Origin of the sequence: Mesorhizobium sp. M0074, from assembly GCF_040322975.1 — a bacterium.
In the GTDB taxonomy this organism is placed as follows: Bacteria; Pseudomonadota; Alphaproteobacteria; order Rhizobiales; family Rhizobiaceae; genus Mesorhizobium.
Map to the genome: position 1 here is coordinate 49,196 of NZ_JAMYUM010000030.1, position 22,047 is coordinate 71,242.

A 22,047-nucleotide genomic window follows, 5' to 3' on the forward strand; every position below is an offset into this window, starting at 1 on the left:
CTTCTCGTTGCGCCTGACGCCCTCATGATCGAACGCAAGCCCACACCCCGCGGCACGAAGGAACAATCGGCCATGCGCGACCATCCCGGCTACGCACCTGACACGAAGCGCCGCCGCTCGTGATCACGCGGTGATCGGCATGATCACAAGCACTGTAGTTAGGCAGCATCAGCGACGCATGATCGGCATCATCATCATCGGCAGCGTCGGCGCCGTCGGCATGATTCACGTGTTCGTCACGTTGATCATAATCATCGTCGCCGCCGATCCAGTTTCTGATTGCCTGCCGCTGTTGACGCGGCTTTCGCCGGTAGAGCTTAGCCCGCGATGGCCTATCAATACGCTGTTAGTCGGCATGGCCGAAACCGAGAGTCAGGCGGCGCACGCCACAGAGCACGTTCAGCGACCGTTTCACTCAGCGCCGGCTTTCTTGGGGTTCGTAACGGTCAACAGGATTCTCGGGGCATGAATGCACTATCACGAAAGCGTTGGTTCTCAGTGCTTCGTCCGTCTTACTCAAACCCGATTCCCGCAGCGGAAGAACTAGCCGCCTTGATGCACGGCGATAAGCTTTTGACGGCCTGAAGCGACGTTGTGGTCGTCGTTGCGGTGCTTTTCCACGCGCCTCGTCAGGCGCCGGGATTGCTCCGTTGTGATGGCAGGCGGGGGTTTGCAGGTTGCGGTCGACGGGTTCGTTTCGGGGCGTCAGCGCCCCATCGTTATGTCGCGAGTTGGGGGATGCGATCGAGGACGATGCGCAGGATGCGCTGGTCGGGGCAGAATGTCGGCAGGTGCAGGCGGATTTGCGTCTTCATCTCGACCACCCGCGCGGCGATCTTGATGAGGCGCAAACGCAGCGTGTCGAATTGGGCGACGGCAAAGCTGGAACGCTTCGGCATCGCGGCGCGCAGGCTCCACATCATCCAGTAGGCGCCGGCATGCAGAAGCCGGAACTGGTTGGCTGTGGCTCTGGTGCAGGATGTGCGGTCGGCGGCGAGATGCGTCTTCCACGATTTGATGTGGTTCTCGGCCGCTCCGCGCCGGCAGTAAAGGTCCGCGTAGAGCGCCTTGGCCTTGCCACCGGCCAGATTGGTGACGATGAAGCGGGTGTCAGTACCTTGGGCACTGACCTCGACGCGGGCGATGATGCGCTCGACGCGGCTCCAGCTGGCGGCGCCGTCAAAGAACTCCTTGAACCTGCGGACCTTGCCTGTCTTGGCCGACGCTTCGAAGCGCGCCGTCGTGCTGGCCTCCAGATCCGCGACATGCTTGCGCAGGGTCGTGGTGGGCGCGAGGCCAAAGATGAAGTCGACGTCGTTGGCGCGGCACCAGTCGATGACCTGCGGGTTGCAATAATGGCTATCGCCGCGGAGCAGGATTCGAATGTTCGGCCAGTTGATCCGGATCGCCCGCACCAGACGGCGCAGGTGGGGGCGGATCTCAGCCCCACTCGGCCGCTTGGCCGGTCGCAGGATCGCGCTGACGAACCGTCCCGCACCATCGAACACGACGATCGGCTGGAAGCCGTACTCGTCATGGTGGGCATTGAACAGGCGAAGCTGTTGGCCTCCGTGCACAGCGTCGAAGGTATCGTCGATGTCGAGTACGATCCGCTTCGGCACCTGCCGGAACGAGGCGCAATAGAGATCGACCATCGCCCGTCCCATCGCGACCAGCTCCCGCACGCCGGGTAGGTTCTCCAGCCGGCACAGCGTCGATTGCGACGCCAGATCCCGACCCGACGGCAGCGCATCCTGGGCCATCTTGAAGACCGGATCGCGGCGCAGCCGGTTGGCGTCGTTGCCGTCCTCGTAGCCGGCGGCGATCATCTTCATGCGAAAGCCGATCATGTCCGCCAGGCTGTAGACGACCTGGTCCGGGCAGCGCGGATCGTCGATGCAACGCGCCAGACGCTCGGCCACCCGCAACCGCTTTTCCACCTCGGCCAAGGCCAGAACGCCGCTGTTGGACGACAGCATGCCGCCGTCGAAACGGGCGACGACGGACTTGCCGCCGACTGATGACAAACCGCTCAGCGGCAGCGCAAGATCGTTCATGGTAGGTGTGGTCTCCGGGAAATGGTTCGGATCGGCTTAAGCAACCAAATCCTACGTCATTTCAACCGCTTGCGCCACATCCACCAACCCCCATGAATTTGGTTAGGTTGATGCGGCGTGCCGCCGCCGTGAGGCCGCGCTCGCTCAGCAGCGCGTCGAGAACGACGAGAAGATTCAGATCGAGCCCTTGAAACGCATGTCTTAGCTATCCATAGCGTGGATGCATTTGATTGGAACAAACGATTTTACCAATTTTCCGGAATGTCGCATGGACTTGGCAGGACCTAACGTGCGCCGATCACTGCCTCTATCGCGTGGCGAGTCCCTTGAGAAGAGCCCGAAAGAGGAAATCTGTCGTGCGGTGGAGATTGTACTGGGAATGAGAGGCAGCGCTCCGATCATGTCGAACTCTCCGACGAATGGTGGACCGGTACAATAGTTGATCGCAATGGTCCGGAGCTATGAAACATCTCGATTACATATGAGGTGCCGAGTGAATACGCTGACAGCACCCACCGTCGCAGCGTTTAGCTGACGTTTGACGACGGTTCCTATCCATTTACACGCAGATTCTTGATGTGCTGGCGCAAAAGCGGGAGGCCGGCGACTTTTCTTCCTCATCGGGCTGACGCCGCAGAAGCCGGAACTCGTCCGGTTCCTATGGGCATTGGGCTTGGTCGGTCGCACAGGCTCTATGAGGGGCAATTTTGGCAACGCGACGCGACTCGGGTTTTGAACGACGCCGAAAACGCAAGCTGGAAAGGAACAAGATGGCAGATCAACTCGCCAACGAAATAATCGCCATGATCAAGAAGCGCGCCGCGTCGGAGGGCGGCATAGCGCCTGCCACGGGCGGCGAGATAACGGCTGCCACGGGACTGACTTCGCTCGGTATCGATTCACTGGGATTGGCGGACGTTCTCTGGGACCTGGAGCAGGCCTACGGCATCGAGATCGAGATGAATACGGCCGAGGCATGGTCGGATCTCCAGAATGTTGGGGACATGGTGGAAGCCGTGCGCAGCTTGCTCGCTAAGGGGGTGTGAATGGACAGGCGCGTCGTGATTACTGGGATTGGCGGGATTTGCGGGCTTGGGACCAACGCCGCCGCCATTTGGAGAGAGATGCGAGAAGGCTGCTCCGCCATCGGCCCAATCGTCAACTCCGAGCTCCATGAATTGAGGGTCAGGATCGGTGCCGAGATCAAGGCGCTGCCGGAGCATGACATCGACGGCAAGCAACTCATCTCCATGGACCGCTTCAGCCTGCTCGCTGTGCTTGCGGCGCGCGAAGCCATGCGTCAGGCCGGACTTTCCTCCAAAGAGGGAAATAGCTATCGCTTCGGTGCGACGGTGGGCGTTGGCGGCTGCGGGTGGGATGCGATCGAGCAAACCTACCGCGCCATCCTTCTGGGCGGTAAGCGTGCCGCTCTCTTGACTGTACCCAAGGCGATGCCGGGTGCCGCTGCCGGCCAGGTCAGCATGAGTCTCGGCCTGCGCGGGCCGGTCTTCGGCGTCACGTCCGCCTGTTCCTCGGCAAACCATGCGATTGCCTGCGCGGTGGACCAGATCAGGCTCGGCCGGGCCGACGTGATGCTTGCCGGCGGCAGCGAAGCGCCGCTCATATGGGGTGTGCTGAAGGCATGGGAAGCGATCCGCGTGCTTTCGCCCGATACTTGCCGGCCATTCTCGGCCGATCGCCAGGGCCTGTCGCTTGGTGAAGGCGCCGGCATGGCGGTGCTGGAAAGCTACGAGCATGCCCTGGCTCGGGGCGCCACCATCCTTGCCGAAATTGCCGGTGCCGGCCTTTCCGCCGATGCGTCCGACATCGTCGCGCCGACTGTCGAGGGGCCGGAGGCAGCAATGCGGGCCTGCCTTGCCGATGCCACGCTGGACGCCGAGGATGTCGACTATCTCAACGCGCACGGCACCGGCACCAAGGCCAACGACCAGATCGAGACGGCGGCGATCAAGCGCGTCTTCGGTCAGCACGCCTTCTCAATGTCCATTTCTTCTACCAAGTCCATGCACGCGCATTGCCTCGGCGCGTCCGGCGCGCTCGAGTTGATCGCCTGCGTGATGGCTATCCGCGAGAGCGTCGTGCCGCCGACTGCCAATTATCGTGAGCTGGACCCCGATTGCGATCTCGACGTCACGCCCAATGTGGCACGCGAGCGCAAGGTGCGCGTGGCACTGAGCAACTCCTTCGCCTTTGGCGGCACGAACGCGGTTCTGGCGTTCAGGCAGGTGTAGAAGCCATGAGAGATGCCTCCGGCAACATTATCTCTCGCATCCAGATGCTTGCCGGATAACTATTGTGAAGGGCGGGTCATTGACCGCCTCGGCGAATGCGGGAGGTGGCAGCGGAAGCTCGACGATCCGGGGGGTATCGTCTTTGCGAAATTCTTAACTGTTGAAGCGGCTTGGACGTACCGCCGCCCCGTAAAAGGTAAGCGAGGCCCTGCGGGCTCGGCTTGAGGGTCTGAAGCTGTACACGAATGTCTGGAAGCCGCAGGGTCGGCTCTGCGCCCGTTATAGTCGCCTGAGTGCTGCCGGCAAGAAGCCACCGGTGGTCATGGCCGAGATCGTGCATGAGATGGCCCCTTCTTGTGGACCATCGGGCGAGAGGTTTCACCATCATAGCGGTCTCGAACCAACGTGCGGCACAGCGCCGGGGGCGGAGCCACGGTGGGGAACTCCCGTCGGTGGTTATGTGGCCGAGCCAGTCCGCGCGGCGCCCTCTCCGATAGGGTTAGAAGGGTTCAGCTAGCTAGGCGCGTGTCACGTTTTGTATAAGGCACAATAGCAGTGAGAAATGGAGATTGATGCCTGCGCGTTTTCGAATAAGACAATCACTAAGCTGTCACCGGAATTACATCAGGAATTGTCTATAGCCGCCGCCCATCAGGTAGCGGCCACGTTGGATGGCGCGACGCACCTGATCGCGAAGATGGCTACCTGGATGAGACCAATCTTCTTCGACACGGCGTCTCCCGAACAGGGCAATGGCGATCTCCTGATGAGATGCTCCCGCAAGCGAGCCATCCAAAGCCTGGAGCACGAGACGCAGACGCGCTCCGCGGGGCTCCGGCGGAAAGCAAGCAGCTGCCAGGCGGCCGCAACCATTGATGTCGTTCAGGAACTGAAGGGCAGCGACATGGAACTTCAGGTGCTGCGGCTGCACGATCGCGTCGACATATAGCCGCAACGGGCGGAGAACGGATGCACCGGAAACGGCGATCTGCAGACTCCGGCAGTCCTCCCTCAGCAGCACGTGCTGCACGCCGGCAGGTGTCAGCAGGATGTCCTTGCAGCATGAGAGCGAAGAAAGATCAAGCGGTTCAAAATCGCGGTCGAGCCCAACCGGCTCCGCGGCCGCTCGTAGGATACGGGCGCAGTCGCGCGGATCCCAAAAGACCCTTGCCGACGTAGCGTCCGACTGTGGCGCGTCCGCGAAAAAGGAGGCTCCATTGTCTTAGGAAAGATGATCCTGTCGTCAACTCGATTATCTTCATGTCGGCCTGGGCTCCGACAATGCAGGCGGACGGTGCCATTTTGGCGTGGTCGCGCTGGAATTGTGGATTGCGCCGAAGAAACTCCCAGGCCCAGGCAGTGCGCGGCAATCGTCTGGCGTAGTGGTAAGCTTCGTGACGACGCCAGTCCGGCCAGCATTCAAGACCGACCGTCGCTTCCTTGGGCAGACCAGCATCCTTCACGGCTCAGGTGTCCACAATGCCGACGGGCCTAGAACCGGTTGCCACAGTACCGGTCCGCTCAGACGTCCCCTGCTGCGGATGCGCAAAAGGCTCGCGCGGGAAATCTCGAGAAACCCGGCCACCGCCTCCGTTTTGCCGACGGACTTGGGTTGTCCGATGCGCGACAATGGCCACGTCGCGAGGCGAAGGATCCGTTCCATGCGCGTATCCGTCACCGTTACTATCCGGGTCAGATCCTTGGCCAAGCCGAACTCGATCATGCCCGCGAAGAGCTCGTAGGTTGCCTGGGCCAGCCCGCCCGCTGCCTTGGGCGCCGACGGAGGGAGATCGAGCGCGAAACGACTGCTCTCCCATATGTCGGCAGTCGAGGGCATGACGTCAGCACCCAGCAGCACCGGGAACGTGTCGCGCAACATTGTGGGTCCGGTGCTGGGCAAAAGACGCACGCAACCGCGAATTCGCCAGTCGGATCCCCTGAGGAGCAGATAGACAGGCTTCAGACCATCAAACGGGTCTGTTTCCATCTGGTCTTCGGTATCAACTTCCCAATCGAGCCTTTCCTTGAACACCCGAAACCTGAGCCCGTGCATCTCTTTGAGCTCGCTTGCGAACTCGTTGTAAAGGTCTGGTGTTATCAGCTGCATCATGGTCGCCTCCGTGCGGGATGTGTTCCCGCCATCGAAGGGCAAAGCTGGCAACGATGCAGCCTGTAGAGGTTTACAGCTATCGTGGCAGAAGAATCAGGATCTCGCCTGGCCGGAGGCAACCAGTCGTGCAACGGCCTGGTTGATCGTTCGAACGCCAAGCTTTGCCTTGGCGTTTTCCAGATGAAAGGTCACGGTGCGCTTTGAGACGCCGAGAAGCTGGCTGATAACCCAAGCCGACTTGCCGCGCGCCGCCCATTTCAGGCACTCGAACTCCCGCGGGGTGAGCGTTACACCATCCACCACGCGATCGTCGGCGAGCCTGCGCCGGACATGGATATGAAAGTTGATGGCCACCAGCTGCAATGCTTTTTCGTAACGTGTCAGTGACCGCAACAGAGGCGGGCGGGACTCGTCGGAAGCAAAGGTCAGGGCAGCAAACCGGCCGCAATGATCATGCATGGATATCGTCAGGCCGCCGCGGATGCCAAACTCAGCCGCACTCTCCAGAATTTGTTGCTGCGAATTCGGCAGACAGTGCCGAGCGCGATCCACACCCCAATCGAAGGTATCCCAGCCTTGCAGCCCGCGCAGGATGACCGGATCAAGACTGTGGTACCGCTGTTGCAGATAACGTGATGTCCAGGATGATGGATAGTTTGAGATCAATTGCGGGGCGTCGCCGGAGGCCGACGGGTAAGTGAAATAGGCGAATAGCGGAAAATCGAAGCCGGCTGCAGCGGATGCCATTGCCTCACGGAGATCGGCAGCATCAACACTTGCAGACAGTTGCTCGACGAAGTTCTCAAACACGCGATGCATTTGAGCTTTGCGTAACCTCCGTGATCGCTCGATGCCAGGCAGAGACCTTGTTTTAAACAATCCCGGACCGATACAGGGCGTGCCGAGGACCCCGTTAATCTGGTGAAACCCGTGATATTCTGACGTTGTCTATGAGCCGTGTGCCGCCGAGCCAGGCCGCGACAAGCAAGCGTGCCGGTTGGTCAAGGCTTGTCATCGGTCGCAGATCTGCCTCGTCGCGAAGTTCCAGGTATTCGACCTCGCGATAGCCTGCAGCCAGAATTGCTGCGCGCGCTTCGGCAAGCGTTGGCAGGACGGGCGAGCCGCGGGCAAGCCGCTCAGCCGTCTCGAGCAAGACCGATGGTAGCTCGGGGGCAACAGCACGCTCTGCTGGCGAGAGCCGGACATTGCGCGATGATAGTGCAAGACCGTCGGCTTCGCGGATTGTCGGACAAGGAACAATGGTGATTGGAATATCCAGGTCCCGGGCCATACGCCTGACTAGCTGAAGCTGTTGAAAGTCCTTTTCGCCAAAGAAGCCGAAGTCAGCGCTGGTCTGCAGGAAGAGCTTGGCGACGACGGTCGCCACGCCATCGAAATGTCCCGGCCGGAAGGCACCGCACAGGCCCTCGCTGACACCGGACACCGAAACGGTCGTGGCGAAGGCCGCCGGATACATCTCCTCTGCATCCGGCGCATAAAGCAGGTGCGCGCCAAGCGGTGCCAGCTTGGCGGCATCCTCGTCCTCAGTGCTCGGATACGCGGCGAGATCGGCCTGGCTGTTGAATTGCTTCGGGTTGACGAAGAGCGTCACGATCACCCGGTCGGCCTTCACGAGTGCCGCGCGCACCAGGCTGAGATGGCCCTCATGCAGGACGCCCATCGTTGGCACGACGGCAATCCTCACGCCCTCGCGGCGCCATGCGGCGACGATTTCGCGAAGCTGGGCAACGCTCCTGACAATCGGCACGCTCACGCTGCTTCTCCGCTCTTGTTGGCGTCCGCGTCGGCGGGCTTGGGCTCATCGGCAAACACGTGCTCGGCGGCCGGAAACTGGCGCTCCTTCACTTCCCGGGCATAGGCCGCGATCGCAGCCGCAGCGGCCTCCCCCAGTTCAGCATAGCGCTTGACGAATTTGGGCCGGAAGTCGCCGAAGAGGCCCAGCATGTCGTCGACGACGAGAATCTGGCCGTCACAGGCTGCCGAGGCACCGATCCCAATGGTCGGGGTCGCCACCTCCCCGGTGATCCGGCGGGCGAGCGCCTCGGGAACCTTCTCCAGCACGACCGCAAAGGCGCCCGCTTCGCTCACCGCAAGCGCGTCGCGCCTGATGCGCTCGGCATCCCCGCCTCTGCCCTGCACGCGGTAGCCACCGATGGTGTTGATCGCCTGCGGCGTCAAGCCGACATGGGCCATGACCGGCACGCCGCGCGCGGCGAGGAAGCCGATCGTCTCTGCCATCGTTTCGCCGCCTTCGAGCTTGACGGCCCCGCAGCCGGTCTCGGCCATGACGCGCGCGGCATTGCGGAAAGCCTGCTCGGGGCTTTCCTCGAAGGAACCGAACGGCAAGTCGACGACCATCAGCGCCTGCTCGAGGCCACGGCGCACGGCCTGGCCGTGCGTGATCATCATCTCCAGCGTCACACCGAGCGTGGAGGGCAGGCCGTGGAGAACCATGCCGACGCTGTCGCCGACCAGCACCACATCGCAATGGGGATCGACGAGCCGGGCGACTGGCGTCGTGTAGGCGGTAAGGCAGACGAGCGGCGTCCCACCTTTACGCGAACGAATATCCGGCGGTGTGATCGCCTTGGTGTCACCAAACGCACTCAATGGAACCTCCTTCCCCAACGTTACCAACCGCGGGTGTCGCGTTTGCCACATTTTTGTGCAAGTGCGAAGAGCTAAAAATGGCCGTGCAGCTTTGCGGTGTTGACGTGCTGACAGGCGCGCTTACAGTTAAATCGATTCAGGCGCCCCCGAGCTGGCCAACCACTTTCGCGAACATGGACGATCAGGCAAAAGGACCCAGGAAAGACAGAGCCGCCGTCAAGCCCGACGAAGTCAAAGTGGACCTGATCGCCTTTGTCGTCGCCGTAAACGACGGTGAACCCTGTGTCCTCACCATCGGCCAGGCGGACACCCTGCCCTCCGGACCATTTGCGCTTGAGCACCGATCGCTGCAATCCGGCTTGAGGGGGTGGGTCGAGCAGCAGACCGGCCATCCGCTGGGGTATATTGAGCAACTCTACACCTTCGCCGATCGGGATCGCATCGGCGCCGAGCGCCAGCAGCGCGTCATCTCCATCAGCTATCTCGCATTGACCCGCAAGGAACAGGCAGCTGGCTCGCCCAAGTGCGGCTGGCAGAGTTGGTATGAATATTTTCCATGGGAGGACCACCGCTCGGGCACGCCTCCGGTCGTGCTGGACGTTCTGCGACCGCGCCTGATTGAATGGGCAGACGGCGTCAGCGACGCGGCCGCGCGACGTGAACGCTGGCAGCGGGCGACGATAGCCTTCGGCTTCGACGACCGCTTTTGGAACGAGGAACTCACGCTTCAACGCTATGAGTTGGTCTACGAAGCAGGCCTGGTCCAAGAGGCCGGAAGCGGACGGGACGCGACGCCGCCTCCGCTGGTGCCCAGCAAGTCTATGGTCGCCGATCATCGCCGCATCGTGGCGACCGGCATTGCGCGGCTGCGCTCCAAGATCAAATACCGGCCGGTCGTCTTTGAGCTGATGCCGCCGGTCTTCACGCTTTTGCAGCTGCAGCGAACCGTGGAGGCGCTCGCCGGCAGGCTCATCCACAAGCCGAACTTTCGCCGCCTGATCGAGCAGCAGGAGCTGGTCGAAGAGACCGGAGAGGCCACCACGGAGACCGGCGGCCGGCCAGCGAAGCTTTACCGGTTCCGCCACGCCGCTCTCGACGAGAGGGTCATCGCCGGGACAAAATTGCCGCTGGCGCGGGGTTGACATCCCTTATACTCACAGCAAGTATATGCTGGTTATTTTCAACTAGAGTATAAGCTGGAGGGGTCGATGAGCGCCATGCTGCCGACGGCCGCGTTTCTCTACGAGCGCGTCCGACGAGTGATCCCGCCGATCGAATGGCCGGCTTTCGTCGAGGATATCGAGGCGATCCTTGCATTGAAGCGCGAGCGCAACGCCATCATCCTGGCGCACAACTATCAGACGCCCGAGATCTTCCATTGCGTGGCCGACATCGTCGGCGACAGTTTGGCACTGGCCCGCAAGGCTGCGACGATTGAGGCGCAAGTCATCGTGCTGGCCGGCGTACATTTCATGGCCGAAACGGCCAAGCTGCTCAATCCGCAAAAGACGGTGCTCATTCCCGACCTGCGGGCAGGCTGTTCGTTGGCGGAATCGATCACGGCAGAAGACGTGCGCTTGATGCGCCAGCGTTATCCCGGCGTGCCGATCATCACTTATGTCAACACGTCGGCCGAAGTGAAAGCCGAGTCGGATATCTGCTGTACATCCGGCAACGCCAAGGCGGTCGTCCAATCCCTTGGCGTTCCCCAGGTGATCATGTTGCCGGACGAATATCTGGCCCAGAATATCGCCGCCCAGACCGATGTGCAGATCATCGCCTGGAAAGGGCATTGCGAGGTGCATGAGCGCTTTACACCGGCCGACATCCGCGAGTTGCGCGAAAGCCATCCCGGCGTGATCGTGCTCGCGCATCCCGAATGCCCGCCCGACGTCGTGGCTGAAGCAGATTTTTCCGGCTCGACCGCTGCCATGTCCGACTATGTCGAAAGGCAAAGGCCGGCACGTGTCGTGCTGATGACGGAATGTTCGATGAGCGACAACGTCGCGTTAGCGCACCCAGAGGTCGAGTTCATCCGGCCCTGCAATTTGTGCCCGCACATGAAGCGGATCACGCTTGCCAACATCCGCATGGCGCTCGAGCAGAACCACCATGTCGTAACCATCGAACCCGGGATCGCCGGGCGCGCGCGGCTTGCGGTCGAACGGATGCTGGCAATTTGAGCGCCGATATCCGCAGCTTCTTCGGGCGGCCCATCATCGTCGGCGGCGGCATCGCCGGACTGATGACCGCGCTTCAACTGGCGCCGGAGCCGGTGCTTCTTCTGTCCAGGACGCTGCTGGGAGCTGACAATTCGAGCACCTGGGCACAGGGTGGTCTGGCTGCAAGTTTCGGCGAAGACGACGATCCAGCACTGCACCTGGCCGATACGCTTGCCGCCGGGGATGGTCTCTGCGACAGAAACGTGGCGAGCCGCATCCTCCAAGCCGCGCCCAAGGCGATAGAGGGGCTTGCGGGCTTTGGGGTTCCTTTCGACCGTACGCCGAAAGGTTCACTGTGCCTCGGATTGGAGGCCGCACACAGCCGACGTCGCATCGTTCATGCGCATGGTGACGGCACCGGGCGTGAGATCATGCGTGCCCTGATCGCGGCTGTGCGTTCCACTCCGTCGATTGTTGTCGTGGAGGGCGTGGAAGCGCGCCGGCTGGCGGTGCGAGAGAATGCGATCCGAGGCGTCTGGGCGAGCGGTTCGACAGGACCTGTCTTCTTCGGCTCACGGCGGGTCGTCCTCGCCACCGGTGGGATCGGGGGACTGTTTCTCGACACCACCAATCCTTGGGCCAGTTGGGGACAGGGCCTGGCGCTTGCGGCCCGCGCTGGAGCTGTCCTTGCCGACCTCGAGTTCATCCAGTTCCACCCGACCGCGCTTGACGGCCCGGAACGCCCTATGGTGCTGGTCAGCGAGGCCGTCCGCGGCGAAGGTGCTGCCCTGATCGACGAAACCGGCCAGGCTTTTCTCCAGAGCGTGCCAGGGGCGGAACTTGCGCCTCGTGATGTCTTGGCGCGCGCCGTCTGGAACCATCTTGCCAACGGCCACCGTGTTTTTCTAGACGCGCGGCAACGGCCTGGCCCGGAATTTGCTCGACACTTCCCGACAATCGCATCAGCCTGTCGCGGAGCCGGCATCAATCCCGCGCGCGATCTCATCCCCATTCGTCCGGCCCAACACTACCACATGGGTGGCGTTGCCGTGGACGGCTCCGGTAGGACCTCCGTCAGGGGGCTGTGGGCCTGCGGCGAAGTCGCTTCGACAGGACTGCATGGCGCCAACAGGCTCGCCAGCAATTCCTTGACCGAGGCCGTCGTGTGCGCGCGCTGGGTCGCTGAAAGTGTCGCCGGAACGCCTGCTCGCAGAACAAAGCCTGCGTTTGCGGACGTTTACCCATCGCCCGCTCCGATTCCGGTGCGTGTTTTCCTGTCGCGCGCACTCGGCATCGTCCGGGATGGTGAAGGTTTAAAAGCAGCCGCACGTGCCTTATTGCCGCTCGCCGATAGCAAGGACGCGGCCTCGGATCCGGCGGCTGCCGGGCTGATGATCGCGGTTGCCGCCCTGTTGCGCGAAGAAAGCCGCGGCGCTCATTACCGGACAGACTTTCCTCATCATGCGACTGTCGCCCGACGGTCCGAAATCACCCTCGAAGCCGCCTTGGCCGCTGCGCGGGAACTCGGACACTCGCCAAGCCTCGAAGGGGCAAAATGATGACGTTCTCACCGCTTCCCACGATCATGCTTGAGCCGCTTGTAAGGGCAGCTCTTCTTGAAGACCTTGGCAGAGCCGGCGACTTGACCACGGAGGCCATCGTCCCGAAGGAACACCAAGCGGGAACCGTGCTGGCGGCGCGCCAGTCCGGAGTTGTCGCCGGCCTCGATCTGGCGATGCTCGCTTTCCGCTTGATTGATCCTGATGTCGAAATCTCGGTGGAGCGGGCAGACGGCTCCAATGTCATGGATGGAGAGGTCATTGCATCAGTGGTTGGCCCTGCCCGGGCCATTCTCACAGCCGAACGGACGGCACTCAATTTTTTGTGCCATCTGAGCGGCATCGCTACAGCAACGGCATCGATCGTCGCTGCGGTTCGTGGATATGGCGCGAAGATCGTCTGCACGCGCAAGACGACGCCCGGATTGAGGGCAGTCGAAAAGTATGCGGTGCGCGCGGGTGGCGGATCCAATCACCGTTTCGGCCTCGACGACGCAATTCTGATCAAGGACAACCACATCGCCATCGCAGGCGGCGTTCGCCCGGCGCTCGAGCGAGCACGAAGACGGGCCGGTCATCTCGTCAAGATCGAAGTCGAGGTCGATACGCTGGCCCAGTTGGAGGAGGTACTTGGCTTCGCTCCCGATGCGGTTCTGCTCGACAACATGTCCCTCGCCGATCTTCGCCGCGCCGTCGCAATCGTTGGCGGCCGTGCTATCACCGAGGCTTCTGGCGGGATCGCATCCGATACAGCGCGAGCGATTGCCGCGACCGGCGTTGATCTGATTTCAGTCGGCCGACTGACCCACAGCGCGCCGATCCTGGATATCGGCCTCGACTATTGGGGCTCATGATTGCCTGAGGAACGGACAGGATCGAAACAACTGTCCTTTCCGATCGTCATCAATCAGACAGCAAAGCAAGGCAGAACCGGAGGAACAGCATGGACATGCAAACAGCCAGTCCAACGCAGACATCGCCACAGGCTCAATCCCCTGACCCTGGAGCGTGGACCCTGGAGAAGGCTCGGGCACTCCACGATGCCCCCTTCAACAATCTCCTCTTCCTCGCGCAAACCGTCCACCGCCAGAATTTCGATCCCAACAAGGTCCAGCTCAGCCGGCTGCTCAGCATCAAGACAGGCGGCTGCCCGGAGGATTGCGGCTATTGCAGCCAGTCGGCGCATCACGAGACCGGCCTGAAGGCGTCGAAGCTGATGGAGGTCCGGCGCGTCGTCGCCGAGGCGAAGAAAGCGCGTGACGCCGGCGCCACCCGCTACTGCATGGGTGCGGCATGGCGCAACCCCAAGGCGCGCGACATGGATGCGGTGGTGGCGATGGTCGAAGGCGTCAAGGCGCTCGGCATGGAGACCTGCATGACGCTCGGCATGCTCGATCTTGAGCAGGCCGCTCGACTGAAGCAGGCTGGTCTCGACTTTTACAACCACAACGTCGATACGTCGGAACGCTACTACAGCGAGATCATCAGCACGCGCAGCTTTGCCGAGCGGCTCGAGACGATCGAGCACGTTCGCCAATCCGGCATCAAGGTCTGCTGCGGCGGCATTGTCGGCATGGGCGAGGAGCCGGTGGACCGGATCGGCATGCTGGTGACGCTGGCCAACCTGCCGGAACATCCGCAAAGCGTTCCGATCAACATGCTGATCCCGATCCCCGGCACCCCGCTTGCCGACGCCAAGCCCATCGAGCCGATCGAATTCGTGCGCGTGATCGCGCTGGCGCGCATCATGATGCCGAAATCGCATGTGCGTCTTTCCGCCGGCCGCACCGCCATGACCGACGAGATGCAGGCGCTGTGCTTTTTTGCCGGCGCCAACTCGATCTTCGTCGGCGATACGCTGCTGACGGCGGACAATCCCGGCGAGGACAAGGATACCCTGCTGTTCCGGCGCCTCGGCATCGAGCCGATGGAACTCGAGGCGCAATGAACGGGGCACCGCTTGCCCGCTATGAGGCGACCTTGCAGGGACTGGCGCGCAAGGACCGGCTGCGGACGCTGAAGCCGCGCGCCGGGCTCGACTTCTCGTCGAACGACTATCTCGGGCTTGCCGCCTCCAAAACACTTGGCGAAGCGGTTGCGGCGGCGATTGCGCGGGGCACGCCGGTTGGCGCCACCGGGTCGCGGCTGTTGCGCGGCAATGCACCGGAACACGAGCAGCTCGAGGCAGACGCGGCAGCATTCTTTGGAGCCGACCGCGCGCTGTTCTTCGGCAGCGGCTACATCGCCAACTTCGCTCTGCTGACGGCGCTGCCGCAGAAGGGCGACCTGTTGGTCCTCGACGAACTCGCCCATGCCAGCATGCATGAGGGTGCGCAGGCCGGGCGCGCACAGTTCGTGCTGGCCGCGCACAACGACGCCAACGCTGTCGAGGATGCGATCACGTGTTGGCGCGCCGAAGGCGGCATGGGATGCGTCTGGATTGCGGTGGAAAGCCTTTACAGCATGGATGGCGACTGCGCGCCTTTGGAGAGCCTGGTCGCGCTTGCCGATCGGCACGAGGCATTCCTCGTCGTCGACGAGGCGCACGCCACCGGCGTCTGGGGACCGGACGGCCGGGGGCTGGCTGCCGCTTTCGAGGGCCGCGACAACATCGTCGCGCTCCACACCTGCGGCAAGGCGCTCGGCGCATCTGGTGGGCTCGTGACCGGGCCGAGGACACTGTGCGAGTATCTGATCAACCGTTGCCGGCCATTCATCTACGCCACCGCGCCATCTCCGCTGATGGCGGTCGCGGCGCGCGAAGCGCTCGCAATGCTCGCCGACGAGCCTATGCGGCGTTTTCAGCTGCATGAACGCGTTGCCCTCGCAGGCCGCCAATTGGCAGAGCGCTGCGGCGTGATACCAAGTGGCTCTCAGATCCAGCCCTTGGTGATCGGCGATGTCAGGCGCACCATGGCAGTGGCGGCGCGCCTGCAGGCCCGCGGCTTCGACATACGCGGCATTCGTCCGCCGACCGTGCCCGAGGGCACGTCGCGGCTGCGCATCTCACTGACGCTCAATATCGGCGAAGCGGACATTTCCGCCATGGTCGAGGCGCTCGTCGAGGTGTTGGCCCAGACATGACCGGAGGCGACATGACCAAGCGCATCGTCATCACCGGAACAGACACCGGAATTGGCAAGACGGTGTTTTCGGCCGGGCTTGCCGGCCTGCTTGACGGTTTCTACTGGAAGCCGGTGCAATCGGGCCTCGACGGCGAGACCGACAGCGAGGCGGTTGCACGGCTTGCCGGGCTTCCGTCGGGGCGCGTGCTGCCGGAAGCCTACCGCTTGAAGAGCCCGCTTTCGCCGCATCGTTCGGCCGAAATCGACGACGTTTCGATCGAGGCTGCCGATCTTTCGTTTCCGGTCCTGCCGACACCGCTCGTCATCGAAGGCGCCGGCGGGCTGATGGTGCCGCTGAACCGCCGGACAAGGTTCATCGACATATTCGAGCAATGGCAGTTGCCGGTCATTCTGTGCGCCCGCACCGCGCTCGGCACCATCAATCACACCCTGCTGTCGATCGAGGCCCTGCGGGCGCGCGCTATCCCGCTGGCTGGCATCGCCTTCATCGGCGATGAGATGACCGATACGCAACGGACGATCGTGGAATTCGGCGACGTGCCGCAACTCGGCAGGCTGCCGCACCTCGATCCGCTGACGGACAAAACGCTGAGACAAGCGATGATTGCCGGCTTCGACCTCGCTTTGATTGCCGGAGGTGACTGATGTCGCAGTCTCATGTGTGGCATCCCTTCACCCAGCACGCGCTCGAGCCTGCGATCCCAGAAATCGTCCTGACTGAGGGCGCCTATCTCCACAGGGCCGACGGCGCGCGCATCCTGGATGCCATTTCCTCCTGGTGGGTCGTCACACATGGCCACCGCCATCCCCGCATCATGAAGGCAATCGAGACGACCGCCTCGAGCCTCGACCAGATCATCTTCGCTGGCTTCACGCACGAGCCTGCCGAATGCTTGGCCAAGGCGCTTGTCGGGCTCGCTCCCGCCGGACTCGACTGGGTGTTCTATTCCGACAGCGGCTCGACCAGCGTCGAAGTCGCGCTGAAGATGGCGCTCGGCTATTTCCGCAACATCGGCGCGCCGCGCTCGCGCATCGTCGTCATGGAGCACAGCTATCATGGCGACACGATCGGCACGATGAGCGTCGGTGCTCGTGGCGTGTTCAACGCCGCCTACGAACCCTTGCTGTTCGAGGTCGACACCATTCCCTTCCCGGCCGCCGGGCGGGAGCAGGAGACGCTGGATCGGTTCGAGGCCGTCTCCCGCGACCGGCGCGCCGCCGCCCTGATTGTCGAGCCGCTGGTGCTTGGCGCCGGCGGCATGCTGATGTACCCGGCCTGGGTTCTGGCCGAATTGAAGAAAATCACTGAGGCCTCCGGCACGCTGCTGATCGCCGACGAAGTGATGACCGGCTGGGGCCGCACCGGAACCATGTTCGCCTGCGGGCAGGCAGCGATCTCTCCTGATATCCTGTGCACCTCGAAGGGCCTGACCGGTGGCGCAATCCCGCTGGCCGCCACGCTTGCCACCGATGCCGTCTTCCAGGCTCACTATTCCGAGGACCGGAAGAAGACCTTCTTTCATTCGAGTTCCTACACCGCCAACCCGATTGCCTGCGCGGCAGCACTTGCCAATGTCGAGATCTGGCGGGACGAGCCGGTGGCCGAGCGGATCGCGGCGCTGAGCGCGAAGCAGGAAGCCGGGCTTCGCCGCTTTCGCGACAATGCCAACTTCACCGACAGCCGGGCGACCGGCACGATCGCGGCCATCGACCTGCGCGCCGGCTCTGCCGGCTATCTGGCCGAGATCGGGCCGAAGCTGCGCGCATTTTTCCTCGAGCTCGGCCTGCTTGTGCGCCCGCTCGGCAATGTCCTTTATCTCTTACCGCCCTATTGCATCACCGGCGACGAGCTCGATCGGCTCCATGACGCCATCGAGGAGGCCGGCGAACGCTTCGGTTCGAGGCCATGAGCAGGTCGTCGCGCCTTCTCGGGTTCGGTCATCATGCGCCTGGACGCAAAGTGGCGAATGCCGAGATCGAGAGCAATCTCGGGCTCGAACCTGGCTGGATCGAGCGGCGTACCGGAATCCGGTCGCGCTTCTGGGCAACGGACGAAGACACGCTGTCTGGTCTTGCTGCGCAAGCCGGCGACATGGCGCTGGCAAGCGCCGGTATTGCGCGCCACGACATCGGTCTGCTGTTGCTTGCCACCTCGACACCCGACCACCTTCTGCCGCCCAGCGCGCCCCTGGTCGCACATCGGCTGGGACTCGGCCGAGCCGGCGCCGTCGATCTGACCGGCGCCTGTGCCGGCTTCATCTATGCGCTGATGTTCGCGGACGGATTCACCCGCCTGCACGGCAAAGCGAGCCTTGTCATCGCCGCCAACATCCTCAGCCGCCGCATCAATCCGGCCGAGCGCGCCAGCGCCGTGCTGTTTGCCGATGCCGCCGGCGGCGTGGTGATAGGTCCGTGCGAGGATACTGATCGGGGGATCCTCGGTGCCTCGGTGGATTCGGACGGCTCGCGATACGGGCTGATCCAGATTCCCGCGGGAGGGAGCAACAGCCCGTTCCATGGCGACCTTGACATCGGGCAAACCCGAATGACGATCACCGACGGCCGCGAAGTGTTCGCAAAGGCCGTCGAGATGATGACCGATTGCTCGATAAGCGCGCTAGCCGCTGCCGGAGTGCGATCACAGGATGTCGACCGGTTCGTGCCGCATCAGGCCAATGCTCGCATTTTCGGCGCGGTCGGAAGAAACCTCGGCATTGCGGACCAAGCAATTGTCAAGACGATTGCCGAATACGGCAACTCTTCGGCCGCGACGGTCCCGCTGTCGCTCTCGCTCGCCAACCAGATGAAGCCATTCCAGCCAGGAGAGAAAATCCTTGTGGCGGCGGCGGGTGCGGGTCTCAGCGGCGGCGCTCTCGTGGTTGGAATCTAGCCGGCCGGCTCACGCGCGCAGGATTGGTCATGAATGGCAATAGGAGCAACAGAACCAATGCCAAAATGGCCTTCTGAAGCTCGACATGACCAAGCTGACGCAGCACGACCCGTGCGAGCCTCTGGATGAGTTCAAATGCAACACCCGTTGCACCAATCGTACCATCTGAATAAAGCTCAATTACAAAGGGTGAGCCGCCCCATATATGTCGGATACCCGACATTGTTCACATAAAAGGCTCGATGCTTACACGCTCTTTGCTGGCTGCTCTTTGCTGTCTTCTCTTTTCTCTTTGCTCTTTGCTCTTCCGTCTTGACTAGCAGGAGCCTGCGGCTTATCTCATTGCCGCGTTAGCACTCGCTTCGGCTGAGTGCTAGGCATGCTCCGGCAACGGAGCACCGTTCAACATCCGCACCAAGGAAATCCAAAAATGGCAAAGTCGAATTTCCGGCCGCTGCATGACCGCGTGGTCGCACGCCGGGTCGAATCCGAATCCAAGACCGCCGGCGGGATCATCATCCCGGATACGGCGAAGGAAAAGCCGCAGGAAGGCGAGATCATCGCCGTCGGCTCCGGCGCTCGCGACGAAGCCGGCAAGCTGGTCCCGCTGGACGTCAAGGCGGGCGACCGCATCCTGTTCGGCAAGTGGTCGGGCACCCAAGTCAAGCTCGATGGCGAAGACCTTCTGATCATGAAGGAATCCGACATTATGGGCATCATCGGCTGATTATCGGCCTCACCGTCAACTGAATTTCGGGCTTGATCGCAAGCCCCTGCCAGGAGCTAAAAAATGGCTGCCAAAGACGTAAAATTCTCCCGCGACGCCCGCGAGCGCATGCTTCACGGCATCAACATCCTCGCCGACGCGGTGAAGGTGACCCTCGGTCCCAAGGGCCGCAACGTCGTCATCGACAAGTCGTTCGGCGCACCGCGCATCACCAAGGACGGCGTCACCGTCGCCAAGGAAATCGAACTTTCCGACAAGTTCGAAAACATGGGCGCGCAGATGATCCGCGAAGTTGCTTCGAAGACCAACGACATCGCCGGTGATGGCACCACGACCGCGACCGTTCTGGCGCAGTCGATCGTCCAGGAAGGTAACAAGGCGGTTGCCGCCGGCATGAACCCGATGGACCTGAAGCGCGGCATCGACCTGGCCGTGACCGAAGTCGTCGCGGCTCTCGGCAACGCTGCCAAGAAGATCAAGACCTCCGAGGAAGTTGCCCAGGTCGGCACGATCGCCGGCAATGGCGACGAGTCGGTCGGCAAGATGATCGCCGAAGCGATGCAGAAGGTCGGCAATGAAGGCGTCATCACGGTTGAGGAAGCCAAGACCGCCGAGACCGAGCTGGAAGTCGTCGAAGGCATGCAGTTCGACCGCGGCTATCTCTCGCCCTACCTCGTCACCAACGCCGACAAGATGGTTGCCGAGCTCGAGGACGTCTACATCCTCCTGCACGAGAAGAAGCTGTCCAACCTCCAGGCGATGCTGCCGGTTCTCGAAGCCGTCGTGCAGACCTCCAAGCCGCTGCTCATCATCTCGGAAGACGTCGAAGGCGAGGCTCTGGCCACGCTGGTCGTCAACAAGCTGCGCGGTGGCCTGAAGATCGCCGCCGTCAAGGCGCCGGGCTTCGGTGATCGCCGCAAGGCCATGCTGGAAGACATCGCCATCCTCACCGGTGGCCAGGTCATTTCGGAAGACCTCGGCATCAAGCTCGAGAATGTCGGCCTCAACATGCTCGGCCGCGCCAAGAAGGTGTCGATCTCCAAGGAGAACACCACCATTGTCGACGGCGCCGGCAAGAAGGACGAGATCCAGGGCCGCGTTGCCCAGATCAAGCAGCAGATCGAAGAGACCACGTCGGACTACGACAAGGAGAAGCTGCAGGAACGTCTGGCGAAGCTCGCGGGCGGCGTCGCGGTGATCCGCGTCGGCGGCGCGACGGAAGTCGAAGTCAAGGAAAAGAAGGACCGCGTCGACGACGCCCTCAACGCGACCCGCGCGGCCGTGGAAGAAGGCATCGTTGCAGGCGGCGGCGTCGCACTGCTGCGCGCTTCGGCCAACATCAAGGTCACCGGCGTCAATGCCGACCAGGCTGCCGGCATCAACATCGTGCGCCGCGCGCTGCAGGCTCCGGCCCGCCAGATCGCGGCCAACGCCGGTGCGGAAGCATCGATCGTTGCCGGCAAGATCCTTGAGAACAAGGGGGCAACCTTCGGCTACAACGCCCAGACCGGCGAATATGGCGACATGATCGCCATGGGTATCGTCGATCCGGTCAAGGTCGTGCGCACTGCCCTCCAGGACGCGGCCTCGGTCGCCGGCCTGCTCGTCACCACCGAAGCCATGATCGCGGAGGCTCCGAAGAAGGAGTCAGCTGGCGGCGGCATGCCTGGCGGCATGGGCGGCGGCGGTATGGGCGGCATGGGCGGTATGGATTTTTAATCCAGCCCCTATCAACTTACAGCGGACAGGGCGGCAGCAATGCCGCCCTTTCCTTGTGTGCCGAACATGATCGAAACCTTGGAGTGCGTCCCGAGGATCTCGTTCGAGCCTCACCGCATGGTCGAGAATTAGGATCTTGTCCGATCGAGCAATTCGCGGGCTCAACCTGGTCAAACCGGCGCCCCCTACGAACTGCCCGATCCTTGAGGATTCCGCTGCGCGACAATCACGATGCTTCATTCAGTTGGTAGCTATAGGCGGTGAATCATGAGGGGCATTGAGGAGCGTGGCAAGGCGCCCATCTCGGCATTTAACTCCATCGAGCGTGATATCAGGGACAATTCTCTCATCGGAACCGGCGGCTGGCGTTGAAGGACCCGGTGAATCATCCTGTTCTATAGTGGAGCAGACGCGCTCTGAGCCTCAAGATCAAGCGTTTCCTCCTCTGAGTATCCTTGATCTGCCGCTGGACATTCTCGTTGATATTGCTGAGCGGCTCAGCCCGATGGATCTGCTGAGGATTTCGCACACAAATCAAGAGCTGCGTGTCGCCGCGATGATAGTCGCAACGCCTCAAGAAAGGCGGATTCAGGTTCAGGCCATCTGTGGCAGCCCTTGCAACCGGGCTCCAGCAGCGTCTCGTCGTCGTGGCCGAGGGGCCTCGTGACCCCGACGACTGCGCTTCGGCCTTGTGGGGCCTCGGAGCGGGCGTGGCAGCGCTTGCACCCGAGCTCCAGCGGCGTCTCATCCTCCTCGCCGAAGGGCTTGAGCGTAAGCGCGATTTTCCCTGCACGTTGACGCCGGCGCTTTCGACGGATGGCCTTCGAATCGGGAACGGTATCTGGTCTGATCAG

At 62.5% G+C, this 22,047-nt stretch carries 21 protein-coding genes and 1 pseudogene; 14 read left to right on the top strand and 8 right to left on the bottom strand.

What is annotated here, in order from left to right; translation table 11 throughout:
* Window positions 1-178: 178 nt before the first annotated feature.
* Window positions 179-469: a hypothetical protein gene (locus NKJ73_RS30250; protein ID WP_352572085.1), complete on the top strand. Its 291-nt coding sequence runs from the start codon at window positions 179-181 to the stop codon at window positions 467-469.
* A 250-nt stretch (window positions 470-719) separates the two neighbouring features.
* On the opposite strand, the gene NKJ73_RS30255 is transcribed toward NKJ73_RS30250, so the two are convergent.
* Window positions 720-2,057 carry an IS1380 family transposase gene (locus NKJ73_RS30255; RefSeq protein WP_352572086.1) on the bottom strand — a complete coding sequence of 446 codons (1,338 nt, stop codon included), beginning with the start codon at window positions 2,055-2,057 and terminating at the stop codon, window positions 720-722.
* A gap of 770 nt (window positions 2,058-2,827) precedes the next feature.
* Between NKJ73_RS30255 and NKJ73_RS30260 the strand changes: the two genes are divergently transcribed.
* Both NKJ73_RS30260 and NKJ73_RS30265 read left to right on the top strand, forming a co-directional pair.
* Window positions 2,828-3,103, top strand: coding sequence for an acyl carrier protein (locus tag NKJ73_RS30260; RefSeq protein ID WP_023679611.1), 276 nt, complete (start codon window positions 2,828-2,830; stop codon window positions 3,101-3,103).
* A complete protein-coding gene (locus tag NKJ73_RS30265) occupies window positions 3,104-4,309 on the top strand; it encodes a beta-ketoacyl-[acyl-carrier-protein] synthase family protein (RefSeq protein ID WP_352572087.1) in 1,206 nt (401 codons plus the stop codon). It begins immediately after the preceding gene.
* Here NKJ73_RS30265 and NKJ73_RS30270 read toward each other — a convergent pair.
* From NKJ73_RS30270 to panB, 7 genes and pseudogenes are all read right to left on the bottom strand, one after another.
* Window positions 4,296-4,461 (bottom strand): annotated as a pseudogene (locus NKJ73_RS30270) (LysR family transcriptional regulator); the annotation flags it as partial. The gene NKJ73_RS30265 and the pseudogene NKJ73_RS30270 overlap by 14 nt on opposite strands.
* Window positions 4,462-4,928: 467 nt before the next feature.
* Window positions 4,929-5,339, bottom strand: coding sequence for a DUF2285 domain-containing protein (locus NKJ73_RS30275; protein WP_352572088.1), 411 nt, complete (start codon window positions 5,337-5,339; stop codon window positions 4,929-4,931).
* Window positions 5,340-5,397: 58 nt separating this feature from the next.
* Window positions 5,398-5,772: a transcriptional regulator domain-containing protein gene (locus tag NKJ73_RS30280; protein ID WP_352572089.1), complete on the bottom strand. Its 375-nt coding sequence runs from the start codon at window positions 5,770-5,772 to the stop codon at window positions 5,398-5,400.
* Window positions 5,769-6,419: an acyl-homoserine-lactone synthase gene (locus NKJ73_RS30285; RefSeq protein ID WP_352480278.1), complete on the bottom strand. Its 651-nt coding sequence runs from the start codon at window positions 6,417-6,419 to the stop codon at window positions 5,769-5,771. Before NKJ73_RS30285 ends, NKJ73_RS30280 begins: the two co-directional genes overlap by 4 nt.
* 93 nt (window positions 6,420-6,512) lie before the next feature.
* Window positions 6,513-7,238 carry a LuxR family transcriptional regulator gene (locus NKJ73_RS30290; RefSeq protein ID WP_352480279.1) on the bottom strand — a complete coding sequence of 242 codons (726 nt, stop codon included), beginning with the start codon at window positions 7,236-7,238 and terminating at the stop codon, window positions 6,513-6,515.
* Between the two features lie 94 nt (window positions 7,239-7,332).
* Entirely contained in the window at window positions 7,333-8,193 is an 861-nt protein-coding gene (panC, locus tag NKJ73_RS30295; protein ID WP_352572090.1) for a pantoate--beta-alanine ligase, read from the bottom strand.
* Entirely contained in the window at window positions 8,190-9,050 is an 861-nt protein-coding gene (panB, locus tag NKJ73_RS30300) for a 3-methyl-2-oxobutanoate hydroxymethyltransferase (RefSeq protein ID WP_352572091.1), read from the bottom strand. Before panB ends, panC begins: the two co-directional genes overlap by 4 nt.
* A 173-nt stretch (window positions 9,051-9,223) precedes the next feature.
* On the opposite strand from panB, the gene NKJ73_RS30305 reads away from it, so the two are divergent.
* The 11 genes from NKJ73_RS30305 (at window position 9,224) to groL (ending at window position 21,193) form a co-directional block, all read left to right on the top strand.
* Window positions 9,224-10,192 carry an NUDIX hydrolase gene (locus tag NKJ73_RS30305; RefSeq protein ID WP_352572102.1) on the top strand — a complete coding sequence of 323 codons (969 nt, stop codon included), beginning with the start codon at window positions 9,224-9,226 and terminating at the stop codon, window positions 10,190-10,192.
* Window positions 10,193-10,258: 66 nt separating this feature from the next.
* Window positions 10,259-11,233: a quinolinate synthase NadA gene (nadA, locus tag NKJ73_RS30310; RefSeq protein ID WP_352572092.1), complete on the top strand. Its 975-nt coding sequence runs from the start codon at window positions 10,259-10,261 to the stop codon at window positions 11,231-11,233.
* Complete coding sequence (locus NKJ73_RS30315; protein WP_352572093.1) at window positions 11,230-12,771, top strand: L-aspartate oxidase; 1,542 nt, start codon at window positions 11,230-11,232, stop codon at window positions 12,769-12,771. The genes nadA and NKJ73_RS30315 overlap by 4 nt, the downstream gene beginning before the upstream one ends.
* Entirely contained in the window at window positions 12,771-13,625 is an 855-nt protein-coding gene (gene nadC, locus NKJ73_RS30320; RefSeq protein ID WP_352515915.1) for a carboxylating nicotinate-nucleotide diphosphorylase, read from the top strand. The genes NKJ73_RS30315 and nadC overlap by 1 nt, the downstream gene beginning before the upstream one ends.
* A gap of 95 nt (window positions 13,626-13,720) precedes the next feature.
* Window positions 13,721-14,719, top strand: coding sequence for a biotin synthase BioB (gene bioB / locus NKJ73_RS30325; RefSeq protein ID WP_352572103.1), 999 nt, complete (start codon window positions 13,721-13,723; stop codon window positions 14,717-14,719).
* Window positions 14,716-15,855: an 8-amino-7-oxononanoate synthase gene (locus tag NKJ73_RS30330; protein ID WP_352572094.1), complete on the top strand. Its 1,140-nt coding sequence runs from the start codon at window positions 14,716-14,718 to the stop codon at window positions 15,853-15,855. The genes bioB and NKJ73_RS30330 overlap by 4 nt, the downstream gene beginning before the upstream one ends.
* An 11-nt stretch (window positions 15,856-15,866) precedes the next feature.
* Window positions 15,867-16,502, top strand: a complete 636-nt coding sequence (gene bioD, locus NKJ73_RS30335; RefSeq protein ID WP_352572095.1) for a dethiobiotin synthase — start codon at window positions 15,867-15,869, stop codon at window positions 16,500-16,502.
* Window positions 16,502-17,767 carry an adenosylmethionine--8-amino-7-oxononanoate transaminase gene (locus NKJ73_RS30340; RefSeq protein WP_352572096.1) on the top strand — a complete coding sequence of 422 codons (1,266 nt, stop codon included), beginning with the start codon at window positions 16,502-16,504 and terminating at the stop codon, window positions 17,765-17,767. Before bioD ends, NKJ73_RS30340 begins: the two co-directional genes overlap by 1 nt.
* Window positions 17,764-18,747: a 3-oxopimeloyl-[acyl-carrier-protein] synthase BioZ gene (bioZ, locus tag NKJ73_RS30345; RefSeq protein WP_352572097.1), complete on the top strand. Its 984-nt coding sequence runs from the start codon at window positions 17,764-17,766 to the stop codon at window positions 18,745-18,747. The genes NKJ73_RS30340 and bioZ overlap by 4 nt, the downstream gene beginning before the upstream one ends.
* Window positions 18,748-19,177: 430 nt before the next feature.
* Entirely contained in the window at window positions 19,178-19,474 is a 297-nt protein-coding gene (gene groES / locus NKJ73_RS30350) for a co-chaperone GroES (protein WP_352572098.1), read from the top strand.
* Window positions 19,475-19,537: 63 nt separating this feature from the next.
* Entirely contained in the window at window positions 19,538-21,193 is a 1,656-nt protein-coding gene (gene groL, locus NKJ73_RS30355) for a chaperonin GroEL (protein WP_352572099.1), read from the top strand.
* The last annotated feature ends 854 nt before the right edge of the window (window positions 21,194-22,047 follow it).

Bases quoted from the DNA above. Each gene is read 5' to 3' on its own strand.
- NKJ73_RS30250 (WP_352572085.1), top strand. From the start codon at position 179: ATGATCGGCATCATCATCATCGGCAGCGTCGGCGCCGTCGGCATGATT.
- NKJ73_RS30255 (WP_352572086.1), bottom strand. From the start codon at position 2,057: ATGAACGATCTTGCGCTGCCGCTGAGCGGTTTGTCATCAGTCGGCGGC.
- NKJ73_RS30260 (WP_023679611.1), top strand. From the start codon at position 2,828: ATGGCAGATCAACTCGCCAACGAAATAATCGCCATGATCAAGAAGCGC.
- NKJ73_RS30265 (WP_352572087.1), top strand. From the start codon at position 3,104: ATGGACAGGCGCGTCGTGATTACTGGGATTGGCGGGATTTGCGGGCTT.
- NKJ73_RS30285 (WP_352480278.1), bottom strand. From the start codon at position 6,419: ATGATGCAGCTGATAACACCAGACCTTTACAACGAGTTCGCAAGCGAG.
- NKJ73_RS30290 (WP_352480279.1), bottom strand. From the start codon at position 7,238: ATGCATCGCGTGTTTGAGAACTTCGTCGAGCAACTGTCTGCAAGTGTT.
- NKJ73_RS30305 (WP_352572102.1), top strand. From the start codon at position 9,224: ATGGACGATCAGGCAAAAGGACCCAGGAAAGACAGAGCCGCCGTCAAG.
- nadA (WP_352572092.1), top strand. From the start codon at position 10,259: ATGAGCGCCATGCTGCCGACGGCCGCGTTTCTCTACGAGCGCGTCCGA.
- nadC (WP_352515915.1), top strand. From the start codon at position 12,771: ATGACGTTCTCACCGCTTCCCACGATCATGCTTGAGCCGCTTGTAAGG.
- bioB (WP_352572103.1), top strand. From the start codon at position 13,721: ATGCAAACAGCCAGTCCAACGCAGACATCGCCACAGGCTCAATCCCCT.
- NKJ73_RS30330 (WP_352572094.1), top strand. From the start codon at position 14,716: ATGAACGGGGCACCGCTTGCCCGCTATGAGGCGACCTTGCAGGGACTG.
- bioD (WP_352572095.1), top strand. From the start codon at position 15,867: ATGACCAAGCGCATCGTCATCACCGGAACAGACACCGGAATTGGCAAG.
- NKJ73_RS30340 (WP_352572096.1), top strand. From the start codon at position 16,502: ATGTCGCAGTCTCATGTGTGGCATCCCTTCACCCAGCACGCGCTCGAG.
- bioZ (WP_352572097.1), top strand. From the start codon at position 17,764: ATGAGCAGGTCGTCGCGCCTTCTCGGGTTCGGTCATCATGCGCCTGGA.
- groES (WP_352572098.1), top strand. From the start codon at position 19,178: ATGGCAAAGTCGAATTTCCGGCCGCTGCATGACCGCGTGGTCGCACGC.
- groL (WP_352572099.1), top strand. From the start codon at position 19,538: ATGGCTGCCAAAGACGTAAAATTCTCCCGCGACGCCCGCGAGCGCATG.